Raw genomic sequence first — 16,499 nt, 5'->3', positions numbered from 1 at the left:
GATCTCTTGAGATCTGGGCTAAATTTGAAAAAGGGGGGATTACCTTGAACAACGCCGACTACAGCCAGAAAGTAATAGAGATGAAGAATATAACCAAGAAGTTTGGGAGTTTCAAAGCGCTAGACGGAGTAAACCTGACACTTCACAAGGGAGAAGTCCATGCCCTTCTAGGCGAAAATGGAGCTGGGAAGACCACGCTTATGAATGTGCTCTACGGGCTCTACGCCGCAAATGAAGGGGAGGTCTACGTAAAGGGAGAAAAGCTGACTTCAGCCAACCCGAGCATAGCTATAGAGAAAGGTGTGGGAATGGTCCATCAGCACTTCATGCTTGTAGAGCCATTTACAGTTGTAGAGAATATAATGCTTGGGACAGAGAGCGTCAAGGGACTTGGAGTGCTGGACAGCGAGTCTGCCAAGGAAAAGGCAGAAGAGATAATGGAGAAATACGGGCTTAAGGTGAAACTAGACGAGAAAGTTGAAGATATAAGTGTAGGAATGCAGCAGAGAGTGGAAATCATAAAGGCGCTATACAGAGGCGCCGACATAATCATATTTGACGAGCCTACAGCGGTGCTTACACCGCAGGAGATAGAGGACTTTATAAAAATAGTAGAGGAGCTCACGCATCAGGGCAAATCCATAATAATAATCACACACAAGCTAAGAGAGATAAAGGCTATGGCAGATAACTGTACCATCATAAGGAGAGGCAAGTACATAGACACAGTAAAGGTATCTGAAGTGTCGGAAGAAGAGCTTGCTGGAAAGATGGTGGGAAGAGAAGTCAACTTCGACGTCGAAAAGAAAGAAAAAGAGGCTGGAGAAGTCGTGCTAAAGCTGGAAAACTTGACTGTCAAGGACAACAGAAACATAGAAAAGGTAAGGGGTCTTTCGCTAGAGCTGAGGAGAGGTGAAATCCTCGGGATAGCCGGAGTAGATGGAAACGGTCAGAGCCAGCTTATAGAGGGCATGACAGGACTTAGAAAGATAGAGTCTGGCAAGGTGATTTTAAACGGAGTGGATATCACAAACAGATCGCCAAAAGAGATAATCGGAGCTGGGCTTTCCAATATTCCAGAGGACAGGCAAAAGCGTGGACTGGTGATGGACTTCAAGATAAGCGAAAACATGATACTTGAAAACTACAACAAAGAGCCTTTCTCCAAGAAGGGAAAGCTCAACAAGAAGGCCATATCTGATTTTGCCAACACCCTCATAGCGAAGTTCGACGTAAGGCCAGCCAACGAGGAGGCCTACGCCAAGGAGCTTTCAGGTGGAAATCAGCAGAAAGTCATAATAGCAAGGGAAGTCACAAACAACCCTGACGTGCTGATAGCAGCACAGCCAACAAGAGGGTTAGATGTGGGGGCTATAGAGTTTGTGCACAAGTCGCTTGTAGAGCAGAGAGACCAGGACAAGGCTGTACTGCTTATTTCGTTTGAACTAGACGAGGTGTTGAACGTGTCGGACAGGATAGCTGTAATATACGACGGGAAGATAGTGGGGATAGTGAACCCTAAAGATACAGACGAAAAAGAACTAGGCTACATGATGGCAGGAGGAGGTGTTCACGATGAAGAATAAACAGATTTTCCTGACTATCTTCTCTGTGTTGCTAGGGCTTGTAGTCGGAGGGATAGCGCTTGCAGTTTCAGGGTACAACCCGCTAGAGGCCTACGGGATAATGATAGAGGGTGTTTTCAGCAGGCCTAGGTATATCTCATGGACATTCATAAGGTCTGTGCCTATAATACTGACTGGGCTTTCCGTGGCGTTTGCCTTCAGAACGGGGCTTTTCAACATAGGGGCAGAAGGGCAGTATATAGTGGGAGCCGCTACGGCAGCTCTGGCAGGCTATTTCTTGGAGCTTCCAGCTGGAATACATGCAGTAGTTGTAATCATAATAGCGATGGTTGCAGCGGGAGTTTGGGGTGGAATAGCTGGGCTGCTAAAGTCCAAGTTCGGAGTCCACGAGGTAATATCCACTATAATGCTCAACTGGATAGCGCTATACTTAAACAACTATATAGTCTTCTGGGACAAGTTCAGAAGGCCGCAGAGCGAGGCTTCGCAGAAGATACTGGAGACGGCTCAGATAAGCATATTGGGGGGTCTTAGAACTAGCGGAAACGAGTTTATAAGAGGGATTTTCTCCACACCTGTAAACCTGGGGATAGCCTTTGCTGTATTGGCAGCGCTGTTTGTATGGTATACGCTGAACAAGACCACCCTTGGGTATGAGCTTAGAGCTGTCGGGTACAATAGAGACGCTTCAGAGTACGGCGGAATAAACGTAAATAGAAGCATAGTTATCTCTATGGTTATAAGTGGGGCTCTGGCAGGTCTTGGAGGCGCTACTCAGGTGCTTGGGGTTACAAAGGAGATATCCGTACTTGCAGCTATGGAGGGGAACGGGTTCGACGGTATAGCCGTGGCGCTTCTAGGAAACACCACTCCACTGGGGTCTGTGCTTGCAGGACTGCTCTTCGGAGGACTCAAGTACGGAGGGCCTAAGATTCAGCCTGCGCTTGGAGCACCTTCAGAGGTAATAGACATAATGATAGGATCTATAGTTTTCTTCACTGCGATGCCTAATTTCATAAAGGTAATCGCACACAAGCTAAAGAAAAAGAGAGGTGAAGCAGAATGATTTCACTAACAGAGATTGCCTTTATACTTGGAACTACACTTATGTATGCTGCACCACTGATGTATACCGCGCTTGGGGGAGTTATGTCTGAGAATTCAGGGGTTATAAACATAGGGCTTGAAGGCATGATGACCATAGGGGCCTTTACAGGGGCGACAGTTGGATACTTCACGGGGAACCCTTGGCTGGCTTTCTTGGCCGCCGGGGTATCAGGCGGTCTGCTGGCACTTCTTCACGCAGTAGCCTCTATTACATTCGGGGCAGACCAGGTTGTATCTGGAATAGCGATGAACTTTCTAGGAGGAGGGCTTTCGCTTTTCCTGAGCAGGATTTTCTTTGACGGGGCTACGCTCACAAGGCCGATAAATCTGGACGATAAAATGCCGAGGCCATTCAATGGAATCTTTGAAAGAAACTCTGTCCTAGACCTTGTACTGAACCAGTATGCGACTGTATATATAGCTTTTCTGATGGTTTTGCTGATCTGGTTTGTGCTTTACAAGACAAGGCTTGGACTCAGGATAAGGTCGGTGGGAGAACATCCTAAGGCCGCAGATACACTCGGCATAAATGTACACAGGCTTAGATATTTCTCGGTAGTCTGCTCAGGAATACTTTCAGGATTCGGAGGAGCCGCCATGAGCATAGCTGTAGTATCTAACTTCAGGCCGACCCTTATATCAGGACAGGGATTCATAGCGCTTGCGGCCATGATATTTGGAAAGTGGAAGCCACAGGGAGCTATGTGGGCATGCCTTCTTTTCGGCGGAGCGCAGGGCTTTATAATTTACTTCGGAGGTACAGGGGTGAATATATCGAACCAGCTGCTGTCGATGATCCCTTATGTGATAACGCTTTTAGTGCTTATGGGGTTCGTGGGAAAGTCAAATGGACCGAAGGCGAACGGAGAGCCCTATATGAAGCAGGATTTAAATTTATAGATTGTACAGAAAAGGGCCAGACTCAAAGTTGGGCCCTTTGTTTCGGTTTAGCTTGAATTTTGTTCTATAATAAACTATAATTTAGAGGGCTAATCAAGCGTTTAAATATGAGTAGTTTTAGCCAAAAGTGGTATATAATATTAAAGATATGTAATTTATCTAAACATATAACAAGGAGGAATTATTTATGACAGTTAAAGTTGGAATAAGTGGTTTTGGAAGAATAGGAAGAGACGTACTTAGAGCCAGTATAGAGGGAGACGTAAAAGAGTTCGAAGTTGTGGCTATAAACAACGGATCAGGAGATGTGGCTAACCTTGCACATATGTTCAAATACGACTCGCTATACGGCATATTCCCTGGAACAGTGGAAGTCAAAGAAGATGCAATGGTAGTAAACGGAAGAGAAATAAAAGTTGTATCTCATAGAAACCCAGAAGAGATACCTTGGAAAGAGTTCGGTGTTGAGATAGTTGTAGACGCTACAGGGGCTTTCAAGGATATAGAGGGACTAGGAAAGCACATAAAGGCAGGAGCTAAGAAAGCTATAATAACTGCACCAGCTAAAGAGTGCCATAGAACTATAGTTATGGGAGTAAACGAAGGCGAGTACAATCCAGAGACTGACCATATACTTTCAAACGCTTCTTGTACGACTAACTGTCTGGCTCCAGTTGCAAAGGTTATACTAGACAAGTTCGGAATAAACAAAGGTCTTATGACTACAGTTCACGCTTACACTAACGACCAGAGAATCCTAGACGGAGACCACAAGGACCTTAGAAGAGCGAGAGCGGCTGCAGAGTCTATAATACCGACTACTACAGGAGCTGCCAAGGCAGTTGCGCTTGTAATACCAGAGCTTAAAGGAAAGCTTAACGGATTCGCCATGAGAGTCCCAACTCCTACAGTGTCAGTAGTTGACGTTGTTTTCGAAGTTGAAAAAGAGACTACAGCAGAAGAAGTAAACGCTGCGCTTAAGGCTGCCGCTGAAGGCGAGCTTAAAGGGATACTTGGATTCTCGGAAGAGCCACTTGTATCTATAGACTACAGAAAAGACAAGAGATCTTCTATAGTTGACGGACTTTCAACTATGGTCATAGGAAACATGGTTAAAGTTGTGTCTTGGTATGACAACGAGTGGGGATACTCAGAGAGAGTTGTAGACCTAGTTAAGCACGTAGCTACTAAAGGACTTTAATAATCCAAAACAGAATAGAGATTCGAAATAGAGCCTAAGGGCTCTATTTCGAAGTACATAGAAATAAGGGAGGTATATAGATGTTAAACAAGAAGAGCATAAAAGACCTAGATGTAAATGGAAAGAGAGTACTCATAAGATGTGATTTCAACGTTCCTATGAACGAAAACGGAGAGATAACAGACGATATAAGAATAGCAAGCGCACTTCCTACTATAAAGTACGTGATAGAAAACGGAGGAAAGGCAGTGGTGATGTCTCACTTTGGAAGACCTAAGGGAGAGCCTAAGCCGGAGTATTCACTTGCACCAATTGCTGTGAGACTTGGAGAGCTGCTTGGAAAAGAAGTGGTTTTTGCCGCTGACGACAATGTAGTTGGAGAGAATGCAAAGTCAGCCGTAGAGAATATGAAAGTCGGCGATGTGGTTCTGCTACAGAACACAAGGTATAGAAAGGAAGAAGAGAAAAATGGAGAAGAGTTCTCAAAAGAGCTGGCTTCACTAGGGGACTTATATGTAAACGACGCATTTGGAACGGCTCACAGGGCTCATGCTTCAAATGTAGGGGTAAGCAGCATACTGCCTTCAGCCATGGGATACCTTGTGGAGAAGGAAGTTGAGTTTATGGGCAAGGCGATGTCTAATCCTGAAAGACCTTTCGTGGCGATACTTGGAGGTGCCAAGGTTTCAGACAAGATAGGTGTAATAGAGAATCTCCTAGACAAAGTGGACTCGCTTATAATAGGCGGGGGAATGATGTTCACTTTCCTAAAGGCAGAAGGATGCGAGATAGGAAAGTCGCTTGTGGAAGAAGACAAGCTGGAGCTTGCAAAAGAGCTTATAGCTAAGGCAGAGGCTAAAGGCGTAAAGCTGATGCTGCCTGTTGACACTGTGGTGGCATCTGAGTTCAAGAACGACGTGGCATTCGAAGAAGTGGATGTAAAGAGCATACCAGCCGACAAGATGGGGCTAGACATAGGCTCTAAAACTACGGCGCTTTTTGCAGACGAGATAAGAGCTGCTAAGACAGTTGTCTGGAACGGACCTATGGGAGTGTTCGAGATGTCTAACTATGCAAACGGAACTATAGGGGTTGCAAAGGCCATGGCTGAATGCGACGGAATGACTATAGTCGGTGGAGGAGACTCTGCGGCTGCTGTAGAGCAGTTTGGATTCGACAAGGAGATGAGCCATATATCTACAGGAGGAGGAGCATCCCTAGAGTTTTTCGAGGGGAAAGTACTTCCGGGAATAGATTCGATACAGGACAAGTAAGAAGGAGGATTTAGTTTGAGAAAACCTATTATAGCAGGAAACTGGAAAATGCATAAGACTATAGCAGAGGCGCTTGAGCTGGTCAACTCTTTGAAGGGCAGCACAAGGCCTGAAGTAGAGGGAGTAGTCTGCGTTCCTTTCACTGCGCTTAGCGAGGTTAAAAAGGCCATAGCCGGAAGCGATTTAAAGCTTGGAGCGCAGAATATGCACTGGGAAGAGAACGGAGCATTTACAGGAGAGATTTCTCCGCTTATGCTTTCTGAGATAGGCGTGGACTATGTAGTGCTGGGCCACTCTGAAAGAAGAGAGTATTTCGCAGAATCAGATGAAACAGTGAACAAGAAGATGGTGAGCGCACTTTCTCATGGATTAACACCTATAATGTGTGTTGGGGAGTCGCTAGAGGAAAGAGAAGCGGGAGCTGAGAAAAAGAAAGTAGAAGCTCAGGTGAAAGCCGGATTAAAGGGGCTTTCGAGTTCAGATATAGAGAAGATAGTAATAGCCTACGAGCCTATATGGGCCATAGGAACAGGAAAAACCGCTACAAGCGAGCAGGCGAACGAGATAATATCCTTTATAAGAAACGTGGTCAGAGATATAGCTGGAGAAGTGGCAGACTCTGTCAGAATACAGTATGGTGGTAGTGTGAAGTCTTCAAACGTGGCTGAGATAATGGGTCAGAGCGATATAGACGGAGCATTGGTTGGCGGAGCGAGCCTTGACTCAGAAGAGTTTGCCAAGCTCATAAACTACGGAGAGGTAAAGTAAGATGGACAAGCAGCTTACGGCCATAATAATACTAGACGGCTGGGGAATGGGATGCGACTATCCTGGGAATGCAGTGATAAAGGCCAACACCCCTGTCTTCGACAAGCTGATGTCTGAAAAACCGCACACCACGTTAAAGGCCAGTGGCCTTGACGTGGGACTTCCTGAAGGACAGATGGGAAACTCGGAAGTAGGTCATCTGAACATAGGAGCAGGCAGGATAGTGTACCAGGAGTTCACAAGGATAAGCAAGAGCATAGAGAATCAGGACTTCTTTGAAAAAGAGGAGTTCAAGCGCGCAGTTGAAAACTGCAAGTCGAAGAATTCAAAGCTTCACCTTATAGGGCTGCTGTCTCCAGGAGGAGTTCACAGCCACAATTCACACCTCTATGCACTGCTAGACTATGCAAAGAGAGAGGGACTAGAGGATGTATACATCCACTGCTTCCTAGACGGAAGAGACGTGCCTCCTTCAAGCGGAAAGGCCGATGTGGTGGCGCTTGAGGAAAAGCTTAAGGAGATAGGCATAGGCAAGATAGCCACTGTGTCTGGAAGGTACTACGCCATGGACAGAGACAAGCGATGGGACAGGACAGAGAAAGCCTACAACGCCATGGTGCTTGGAGAAGGCGAGAGTGCCACAAGCCCGTCCGAGCTTGTAGAGCAGTCCTACACAGGCGGAGTCACAGACGAGTTCATACTGCCTACAGTTATAACTGAAAAAGGCGCTCCTACAGGCGCTATAGACAGCGGAGACTCTGTGATATTCTACAACTTTAGGCCGGACAGGGCCAGACAGATCACAAGGGCCATAGTGGACAGAGATTTCGACGGTTTCGAAAGAGCCAAGACTGTGGAAACCTACTTTGTGGGCATGACTCAGTATGACGCCACCATAGAGAACATGGAGATTGCATTTAAGCCGCAGTCGCATGTGAACACTCTGGGTGAGTACTTGAGCAAGAATGGAAAGACACAGCTTAGAATAGCTGAAACAGAGAAGTATGCCCATGTGACCTTCTTCTTCAACGGAGGAGTGGAGGCTGAAAACCCTGGGGAAACAAGGGTGCTTATACCTTCGCCTAAAGTTGCGACTTACGACTTGAAGCCTGAGATGAGCGCATATGAGCTGGCTGAAGAGGCTGTGAAGAGGATTAAGTCTGGCGAGTACGACTTTATGGTGCTCAACTTTGCAAACCCTGATATGGTAGGGCATACAGGCAATATGGAGGCCGCTATAAAAGCTTTAGAGACGGTAGACACATGCCTTGGAAATGTAGTGGAGGCCATAGAATCTGTAGGAGGTTCTGCGCTTATAACAGCCGACCATGGAAACGCAGAAGAGATGAAGGACTGCAAGACAGGAGCGACTCTTACAGCCCATAGCACAAACGAAGTGCCCCTTATACTTGCAGGCATAAAAGGTGTGTCACTGAACCCGGGGATACTTGCCGATCTGGCGCCTACGGTGCTGTATATAATGAAGCTGGACGTTCCAGCGGAGATGACAGGAAAGAGCTTGATAAAAAGATAAATATAAAGATAAATAGGAGGAATGCACATGTCACTTATAGTAGATATTTATGCAAGAGAGATACTAGATTCAAGAGGAAATCCAACGGTAGAGGTGGAGATCTGGACTGAAAACGGAGGATACGGAAGAGCAGCTGTTCCATCGGGAGCTTCTACAGGAGCTTTCGAGGCTGTAGAGCTTAGAGACGGAGACAGCTCTAGATACCTTGGAAAAGGTGTAGAGAAGGCAGTTGAGAATGTAAACGACATAATAGCGCCTGAGCTTATAGGGATGGATGTGCTAGAGCAGGTCTATATAGACGAGACTCTTCTTGAGCTTGACGGAACTGACAACAAGGGCAAGCTAGGAGCCAACGCAATACTTGGAGTTTCTATGGCAGTTGCAAAGGCAGGGGCCAACTTCCTAGAAGTGCCTCTATACCAGTACCTTGGAGGAACTAACAGCAAGACACTTCCAGTGCCTATGATGAACATACTGAACGGCGGGGAGCATGCAGACAACAACGTGGACATACAGGAGTTCATGGTAATGCCTGTTGGAGCTGAGACTTTCAAAGAGGGGCTTAGAATGGGAGCAGAGGTTTTCCACAGCCTTAAGAAAGTGCTTCAGTCAAAGGGACTAAACACAGCAGTAGGAGACGAAGGTGGATTTGCACCTAACCTAACTTCAAATGAGGAAGCCCTTTCGACTATAGTTGAGGCTATAAAAAGCGCAGGATACGAGCCAGGGAAAGACATAATGCTTGCACTAGACGTGGCGGCTACAGAGCTGTACGACAAAGAGAGCAAGACTTACAAGTTGGCCGGAGAAGGAAAAGAGCTTACAGCAGAAGAGCTTATAGCTTTCTACGCAGAGCTTGCAGACAAATACCCTATAGTTTCAATAGAAGACGGACTAGACGAGGAAGATTGGGAAGGCTGGAAGGCGCTTACTGAAAAGCTTGGAGCTAAAGTTCAGCTAGTGGGAGACGACCTTTTCGTTACAAACACAGAGAGGCTAGAGAGAGGAATAGAGGGCGGAATAGCCAACTCTATACTTATAAAGCTAAACCAGATAGGAACTATAACAGAGACTCTAGACGCCATAGAGATGGCGAAGAGAGCAGGGTACACTGCTGTAATCTCTCATAGATCTGGAGAAACAGAGGACTCCACTATAGCAGACCTTGCAGTTGCTACAAATGCAGGTCAGATAAAGACAGGAGCTCCTTCGAGAAGCGACAGAGTTGCAAAGTACAATCAGCTTCTGAGAATAGAGGACATGATAGGGCCTGTAAGCAAGTATGAAGGCAAGAAGACTTTCTACAACCTTAAAAATCTTTAATAAATCCGGCGGATTGATAGATCGTTGACGCTGTGATATAATATTGTTGATTGTAGAAATGGAGGTGTTTTGGTGAATACACTACTTATGGTGCTTATAGTCGTTTCAAGCATAATACTGATAGTAAATGTCATGATGCAAGAAGACAAGACTGGCGGACTTTCTGGAAGCTTCGGTGGAGGAAGTGAAAACGTCTGGTCTAAAAACAAGGGAAAAGGACTAGACGCTATATCGGACAAGCTGATAATCGCTTCGTCTGTTGTGATAATGATTTCATCTATAGCATTGGCGGCTATTCAAAAATAGATCAAAGGCGATTCTTCCGAATCGCCTTTGTTTTGCTTAAAAGAATGCATCTCTATAGTATAAATTAAAAAATTTTGCTATAATCATATAGATGAGGACATTACATAATTGAGAGGACAGATCGACTTGAATATAGATATAGACGGATTGAAGATGAACTACATAGCCGAGGGAGAGGGGGAGAACGTGCTCATACTCCACGGTTGGGGAACAAATATACAGACCATGATGCCGGTACACAATATACTTAAAGACAGCTTTAAAGTCTACACCGTGGACTTTCCGGGCTTCGGGGAGTCGCCAGAGCCTCCTGAGCCATGGGGAGTGTATGAATATGCAGACTATATAAAGCGATTTATAGACGAGATGAAGATGGAGAAGGTGACTCTAATAGGTCATTCCTTCGGAGGAAGGATATCCATAATACTCTCAAACAAGTACCCAGAGCTTGTGGACAGAATGGTGCTGGTGGACGCCGCAGGGCTTATCCCGAAGAGAGGGGCCAAGTACTACTTCAAGGTCTACTCCTTCAAGGCCATGAAAAAACTTTACAATACGCTGTTTTTCTGGATTCCAAAGGAAAAGAGGCTGAAGCGATTTTACGAGAAATTCGGCTCCCAGGACTACAGAGATGCTGGTGGAGTCATGAGGCAGATACTAGTAAAGACAGTCAATGAGGACCTTAGGCCTCTGCTTAAAGGCATAAAAGCCTCTACGCTACTGGTGTGGGGCAGAGATGACGATGCGACCCCTGTATACATGGCTGAGATAATGAATGCGGAAATTCCAGACAGCGGCCTTGTAGTCTTTGAAGACGCCGGGCATTACTCGTATATAGACCAGTACGGCCAGTTTAAGGCTGTTTTAGAGAGCTTTTTTGGAATAAATAAAAAATAAAGAGGAGAGTGGAAGATGGAGCGCTTATTTTTGCCGCTGATATTTGCAGCAGTCGCAATATGGATTGCAGCGTCTTTTACCAGAAGCAGATATCTTATACATATGATGCAGCTGGAAGGATACAAGAACGAAAACTTTACAAAATGGCTAGACGAATTCGGGTATAGGGCATTCTATATGAAGCTCAAGCTCAGCACAGTCGCCTCTATAGCTGTGGTGCTACTTGCAGTGGTTATGGGCAAGCATCAAGTGCCGACTGTGATAGGCGGAGTCATACTTGCCTGGTGTGCTTTTACAGTGTTCGGGATGAAGACTAAAAAAGAGAAGCTGAAGAAAGACCTTGTATTCACCCAGAGAGTGAAGAGGCTCTTTACGATACAGATGGCGGTTAACTTGGTCATAGCGGTCGCATTTGTGGCGCTGCTTGGAACTTTGGTAGAGGAAAAGACGCTGTCGGTTTCTTTGATGCTTGTAGTCGGAGCTATAATGCTCTACTTTGAGCCTTACATCCTGATGATTTCAAACATAGTAGCGAAGCCGATAGAAGAGGCTATAAACAGGCAGTTCTTTGTAGCTGCACAGCAAAAGATAAGAGGTATGAAGGATCTAAAGGTGGTTGGAATAACGGGAAGCTTTGGAAAGACAAGCACCAAGTTCCTTATGGCTACAATACTTTCAGAGAAGTACAAGACACTTAAGACTCCTGAAAGCTACAACACTCCTATGGGTGTCAGCAAGGTGATAAACGAGACGCTTGACGACTCATACGAGGCCTTTGTGGCCGAGATGGGCGCCAGAAACGTAGGAGACATAGCCGAGATGGGAGAGCTTGTAGGGCATAAGATAGGGGTGCTCACTTCTGTAGGTCCTGCGCACCTTGAGACTTTCAAGTCTATAGGGAATATAATGAAGACAAAGTACGAGATAATAGACTCGCTGCCGACTGATGGCCTTGCGGTCTTCAACTATGAAAACGAATACGTAAGAGAGCTTGCCGACAACACCAAAGACAGAAGAAAGATGGTCTACGGTATAAGCGACAGAGAGAAGCTGGACGTATACGCCAGAGATATAAAAGTGAATGCCACAGGTTCGGAGTTTGTGCTGGGAAGCAAAAGCGGAGAAGAGATAAGCTGCAAGACCAATCTGCTTGGCGAGCACAATATACTAAACCTTTTGGCCGGAGCCACTGTAGGGCTTGCCCTCGGCATGACTATGGAGGAGATAGCTAGAGGTATTTCAAAGGTAGAACCTGTGCCTCACAGACTTCAGCTTATGAACCCTGGGACAGGCGTGATAATAATAGACGATGCCTTCAACTCAAACCCTGTAGGTGCCAAGGCGGCTCTTGAGGTTATGTCACAGTTTGAAGAGGGCAGAAAGATAGTGATAACTCCCGGCATGATAGAGCTTGGAGATGAAGAGTACGAGGCCAACAAGGAGTTCGGAAGGAACATAGGAAAGCACTGCGACTACGCCATACTCGTCGGAAAGAACAGGACAAAGCCAATATACGAGGGCGTCATAGAGTCTGGATTTGACCCGAAAAGCGTATTTGTAGTTGCAAAGCTGGACGAGGCCACGGCTAAGCTTCAGACGATAGTGAGGCCAAAGGACATAGTTCTATTTGAAAATGATTTGCCAGATAATTTTAACGAATAAAGGACGGTTGAAAGATGAAAAAAAATATAGCGGTATTATTTGGTGGAAAAAGTGTTGAGCACGAGGTTTCGGTTATAACCGGAATGCAGGTGATGGAGAATATAGACAAGTCGAAGTACAACGTAGTGCCTGTGTTTATAGACAAAGAGGGAAGATGGTTCACAGGAGATGAGCTTTTAGAGTTCAAGAACTTCAAGGAGAAGAACCTCAAGAACATAAAAGAGATAGTTGTGACTCCTACCTACAACGAGAACAGAATTTTTTCGCATCCTGACAAAGTTGGGCTTTTCAGCAAGAAGTTCTCGGAGAAGATAGACGCGGCCTTTATAGCGCTTCACGGAACTAACGGAGAGGACGGGACTGTACAGGGAGTTTTCGAGCTTATGAACATACCGTATGTGAGCGCCGGAGTAATAGGTTCTTCAGTCGGAATGGACAAGATACTTATGAAGGACGTCTACAAATCTCACGGACTTCCTATAGTGGACTACACTTGGTTCTTCAGAAAAGCCTGGGAAGACGACAAGAACGCCGTACTGGACAAAATAGAGAGCAAGCTGAAGTACCCTGTATTTGTAAAGCCTTCGAATTTAGGATCTTCTGTAGGCATAACTAGAGCCAAGGACAGAGAAAGCCTTGAAGAGTCTATAGAAGTGGCTATAAGATACGACAGGAAGATAATAGTCGAGGCGGCAGTGGAAAATCCTAGAGAGATAAACTGCGCAGTAATGGGATACGACAACAAAGTTAAGGCGTCTCTATGCGAGGAGCCTATAGGCTGGAAAGAGCTTTTGACTTACGAGGACAAGTATGTAAACAGCAACTCGAAGGGATCTAAAAACGGAGGCAGAAACATACCGGCAGACTTGAGCTCGGAGAAAGCCAAAGAGATACAGGAGACTGCGATGGCCTCTTTCATGGCGATAGACTGCAAGGGAAATGCCAGAATAGACTTCCTGATGGACGAAGACGAGAAGATATATGTAAACGAGATAAACACTCAGCCAGGTTCTGTGGGATACTACCTATGGGAACCTATGGGGATAAACTTCACTCAGCTAGTGGACGAGCTTCTAGATATAGCATACGCCGTTCACGAGGAGAAAAACAAGAATATGTACTCTTACGACGTGGACCTTTTTGACAAGGTCAACCTAGGAAAGAGTTCAAAAGCAGGAAAGATGTAAGGGCATGGAAACATGCCTTTTTCTTTTTGAAAAAGAGATACTTGGGTATATAGATAAAATCAGATAAAACAGAGGATGGTGAAGACTATGAATATAAAAGACAAGATAATAGAGTATATGGAGAGCGAAGAGTATATACCTATGAAGAGAGAGGAGATAGCCAAACGTCTCCAGATAGGAAAAGAAGGCAAAGACGAGCTTTACAAGATACTTTCCGAGATGGAAGCAGAGGGGCGCATCTACAGAAACAGAAAAGACAAGTACGGAATTCCGCACAATATGAATCTGGCAGTCGGAAAGCTGATAGTGAACCAGAGGGGCTACGGTTTTTTAGTTCCGGACAACAAGAGCGAAGGCGTAACAGACGTGTTTATATCTCCTAGGGATTTAAATGGAGCGATGAACGGAGACAGGGTAATCGCCAAGATAACACTTTCAAGTGGAGACGGGAAGAAACGCGAGGGTGAAATAAGAAAGATACTCAAGAGAGCCAACGAGAAAATAGTCGGAGTATACGAGAAGAGCAAGAGCTTTGGCTTTGTAGTGCCTTCAGACAACAGGATAACAGAGGATATATTCATACCTAAGAACGACTCCATGGGAGCGCAGGACAAGCAGATAGTGGAAGTGGAGATAACAAGCTGGGGTGATTCGAGGAGAAGTCCAGAGGGAAGAGTTATAGACATACTTGGAAACAAGGGCGATGCTGGAATAGACATAATAACCATAGTCAAGAAATACGGACTCCCAGAGCATTTCCCAGAAGCTGTGGAACATGAGGCGGAGTCTATTACAGAGGAGATCCCGGCTTCAGAGATCAAGAGAAGAGCGGATTTTAGAGACAAGATGATATTCACTATAGACGGGGCAGACGCCATGGACTTCGACGACGGAGTCTCCATAGAGAAGCTTGAAAACGGAAACTATAAGCTAGGGGTTCATATAGCGGACGTGACGTACTACGTAAAAGAGAACAAGCCTCTAGACAAAGAGGCAATAGAGAGGGGTACGAGCATCTATCTTGTAGACCGGGTTATACCTATGCTGCCTAAGAAGCTTTCAAATGGAGTATGTAGTTTGAATCCCAAGGTGGACAGGCTTGCGCTCAGCGTGATCATGGAGATAGACAAGCAGGGAAGAGTCAAAAGCCATGAGATAGTTGAAAGTGTGATAAACAGCAAGGAAAGGCTCATATACGAGGACGTATCAGACATACTGGAAAAAGATGATACCGAGTTAAAAGAGAAATACTCACATATACTGGATGACTTCTACACTATGGAGGAACTCTGCAAAATCCTTATGGAAAAGAGAAGGAGAAGGGGGAGCATAGACTTCGACTTCCCGGAGACGAAGGTCATACTGGACGAGAAAGGCAAGCCTATAGAGATTTCGGAGTATGAGAGGCGAATAGCCAACAGGATAATAGAGGAGTTTATGCTTGTCACAAACGAGACAGTGGCGGAGTATATGCACTGGAGCCAGGCTCCATTCCTCTACAGGATACACGAGGACCCGGACCTTGACAAGATACAGGAGTTCTCGAAGTTTATATATAACTTCGGCTACAAGTTCAAAGGTTCGCAGGAAGTACACCCTAGAGAGCTTCAGGAACTGCTGGGCAAGATAGAGGGCAAAAAGGAAGAGCACCTAATAAACACCATAATGTTGAGGTCTCTGAAAAAAGCCAGGTATAGCGCCGAGATAGACAGTCACTTCGGACTGGCTGCGGAGTACTACACCCACTTCACGTCCCCTATCAGAAGGTATCCTGACCTTCAGATACACAGGATAATAAAGTGGTTTATAAACGGCGAGCTCGACGAGAAGAAGGCGAGCAAGTTAAAGGCCAAGCTGCCTGAGATAGCCGAGCTCAGTTCTGATGCAGAGAAGAGGGCGGACGAGGCTGAAAGAGAGACAGATGACCTCAAGAAAGCCGAGTTCATGCTGGACAAGATAGGCGAGGAGTTCGACGGAGTGATTTCCGGAGTGATATCTTCTGGGCTTTTCATAGAGCTTCCAAACACTGTCGAGGGGTTTGTGCATGTGAACACTCTTAAAGATGACTACTACAAGTACGATGAAAGGTCTTACGCGCTTATGGGTGAAAGAACAAAGAGAATGTACAGGATAGGGGACGAACAGAGAGTCAGAGTCACAAATGTAAACATAGACAGCAGACAGGTGGACTTTATCATAGTGGAATCGTCGGAATTAGACGAAGAGTAGTTGACTTAGAACCAAAAATTTGCTAGTATTAGGTATACACTAAAGAGGAAATGGTGATCGACATGGCAGTTGGAAAGATATTAGCCAAGAATAGAAAAGCGACATACGATTATTTTATAGAAGACAAGCTAGAGGTCGGGATAGTTCTGAAGGGAACAGAGGTCAAGTCTATAAGACAGGGCAAGCTGAACCTCAAGGACAGCTATGCTTCCATAGACGACGGCGAAGTCTATATAAACAATATGCATATAAGTCCGTATGAGCAAGGCAATATCTACAACGTGGATCCCGTGAGAAAGAGAAAGCTCCTTCTCAACAAGAGGGAGATAACTAAACTGCTGGGCTATATAAAGCAGAAAGGCTATGCTCTTATACCGCTTAGTGTATACCTGAAACAAGGCAAGGTGAAGATAGAGCTTGGAGTGGCGAGAGGTAAGAAAAACTACGACAAGAGAGCCGATATCGCCAAGAAAGATGCTGAGAGAAGGATAAAGCAGCATATGAGCGAAAAGCATTAAAAAACAT

Annotated in this window: 14 protein-coding genes; all 14 read left to right on the top strand. The window is 45.5% G+C overall.

Annotated elements, in window-relative coordinates; all coding sequences use genetic code 11:
• Positions 1–44: 44 nt before the first annotated feature.
• The 14 genes from EUAN_RS06305 (at position 45) to smpB (ending at position 16,492) form a co-directional block, all read left to right on the top strand.
• Complete coding sequence (locus EUAN_RS06305) at positions 45–1,586, top strand: ABC transporter ATP-binding protein (RefSeq protein ID WP_071062845.1); 1,542 nt, start codon at positions 45–47, stop codon at positions 1,584–1,586.
• Positions 1,576–2,652, top strand: a complete 1,077-nt coding sequence (locus tag EUAN_RS06300) for an ABC transporter permease (RefSeq protein WP_071062842.1) — start codon at positions 1,576–1,578, stop codon at positions 2,650–2,652. Before EUAN_RS06305 ends, EUAN_RS06300 begins: the two co-directional genes overlap by 11 nt.
• Positions 2,649–3,593: an ABC transporter permease gene (locus EUAN_RS06295; protein ID WP_071062840.1), complete on the top strand. Its 945-nt coding sequence runs from the start codon at positions 2,649–2,651 to the stop codon at positions 3,591–3,593. Before EUAN_RS06300 ends, EUAN_RS06295 begins: the two co-directional genes overlap by 4 nt.
• 187 nt (positions 3,594–3,780) lie before the next feature.
• Positions 3,781–4,794, top strand: a complete 1,014-nt coding sequence (gene gap, locus EUAN_RS06290; protein ID WP_071062838.1) for a type I glyceraldehyde-3-phosphate dehydrogenase — start codon at positions 3,781–3,783, stop codon at positions 4,792–4,794.
• 80 nt (positions 4,795–4,874) lie between these two features.
• Positions 4,875–6,068, top strand: coding sequence for a phosphoglycerate kinase (locus EUAN_RS12860; RefSeq protein ID WP_071062836.1), 1,194 nt, complete (start codon positions 4,875–4,877; stop codon positions 6,066–6,068).
• A 15-nt stretch (positions 6,069–6,083) separates the two neighbouring features.
• Entirely contained in the window at positions 6,084–6,836 is a 753-nt protein-coding gene (gene tpiA / locus EUAN_RS12855; RefSeq protein ID WP_071062834.1) for a triose-phosphate isomerase, read from the top strand.
• A 1-nt stretch (position 6,837) separates the two neighbouring features.
• Positions 6,838–8,370 (top strand): 2,3-bisphosphoglycerate-independent phosphoglycerate mutase, encoded by a 1,533-nt coding sequence (gene gpmI, locus EUAN_RS12425; protein WP_071062832.1) that lies wholly within the window; start codon positions 6,838–6,840, stop codon positions 8,368–8,370.
• A gap of 27 nt (positions 8,371–8,397) precedes the next feature.
• Entirely contained in the window at positions 8,398–9,693 is a 1,296-nt protein-coding gene (eno, locus tag EUAN_RS12420; RefSeq protein WP_071062830.1) for a phosphopyruvate hydratase, read from the top strand.
• A gap of 72 nt (positions 9,694–9,765) precedes the next feature.
• Entirely contained in the window at positions 9,766–9,999 is a 234-nt protein-coding gene (gene secG, locus EUAN_RS06265; RefSeq protein ID WP_071062829.1) for a preprotein translocase subunit SecG, read from the top strand.
• 126 nt (positions 10,000–10,125) lie between these two features.
• On the top strand, positions 10,126–10,896 hold the full coding sequence (locus tag EUAN_RS06260) for an alpha/beta fold hydrolase (RefSeq protein ID WP_071062828.1): 771 nt from the start codon (positions 10,126–10,128) through the stop codon (positions 10,894–10,896).
• Between the two features lie 15 nt (positions 10,897–10,911).
• On the top strand, positions 10,912–12,558 hold the full coding sequence (locus EUAN_RS06255; protein WP_071062827.1) for a UDP-N-acetylmuramoyl-tripeptide--D-alanyl-D-alanine ligase: 1,647 nt from the start codon (positions 10,912–10,914) through the stop codon (positions 12,556–12,558).
• A gap of 14 nt (positions 12,559–12,572) precedes the next feature.
• Positions 12,573–13,745: a D-alanine--D-alanine ligase family protein gene (locus EUAN_RS06250; protein ID WP_071062826.1), complete on the top strand. Its 1,173-nt coding sequence runs from the start codon at positions 12,573–12,575 to the stop codon at positions 13,743–13,745.
• A gap of 87 nt (positions 13,746–13,832) precedes the next feature.
• A complete protein-coding gene (rnr, locus tag EUAN_RS06245; protein ID WP_071062824.1) occupies positions 13,833–15,974 on the top strand; it encodes a ribonuclease R in 2,142 nt (713 codons plus the stop codon).
• Positions 15,975–16,024: 50 nt separating this feature from the next.
• Positions 16,025–16,492, top strand: coding sequence for an SsrA-binding protein SmpB (smpB, locus tag EUAN_RS06240; protein ID WP_097678058.1), 468 nt, complete (start codon positions 16,025–16,027; stop codon positions 16,490–16,492).
• Positions 16,493–16,499 lie beyond the last annotated feature (7 nt).

Origin of the sequence: Andreesenia angusta (genome assembly GCF_001855385.1) — a bacterium.
Taxonomy (GTDB): Bacteria; Bacillota; Clostridia; order Tissierellales; family Gottschalkiaceae; genus Andreesenia; species Andreesenia angusta.
Note: the sequence above shows the minus strand (reverse complement) of the source record. Positions and strands in the feature narration are given on the sequence as shown.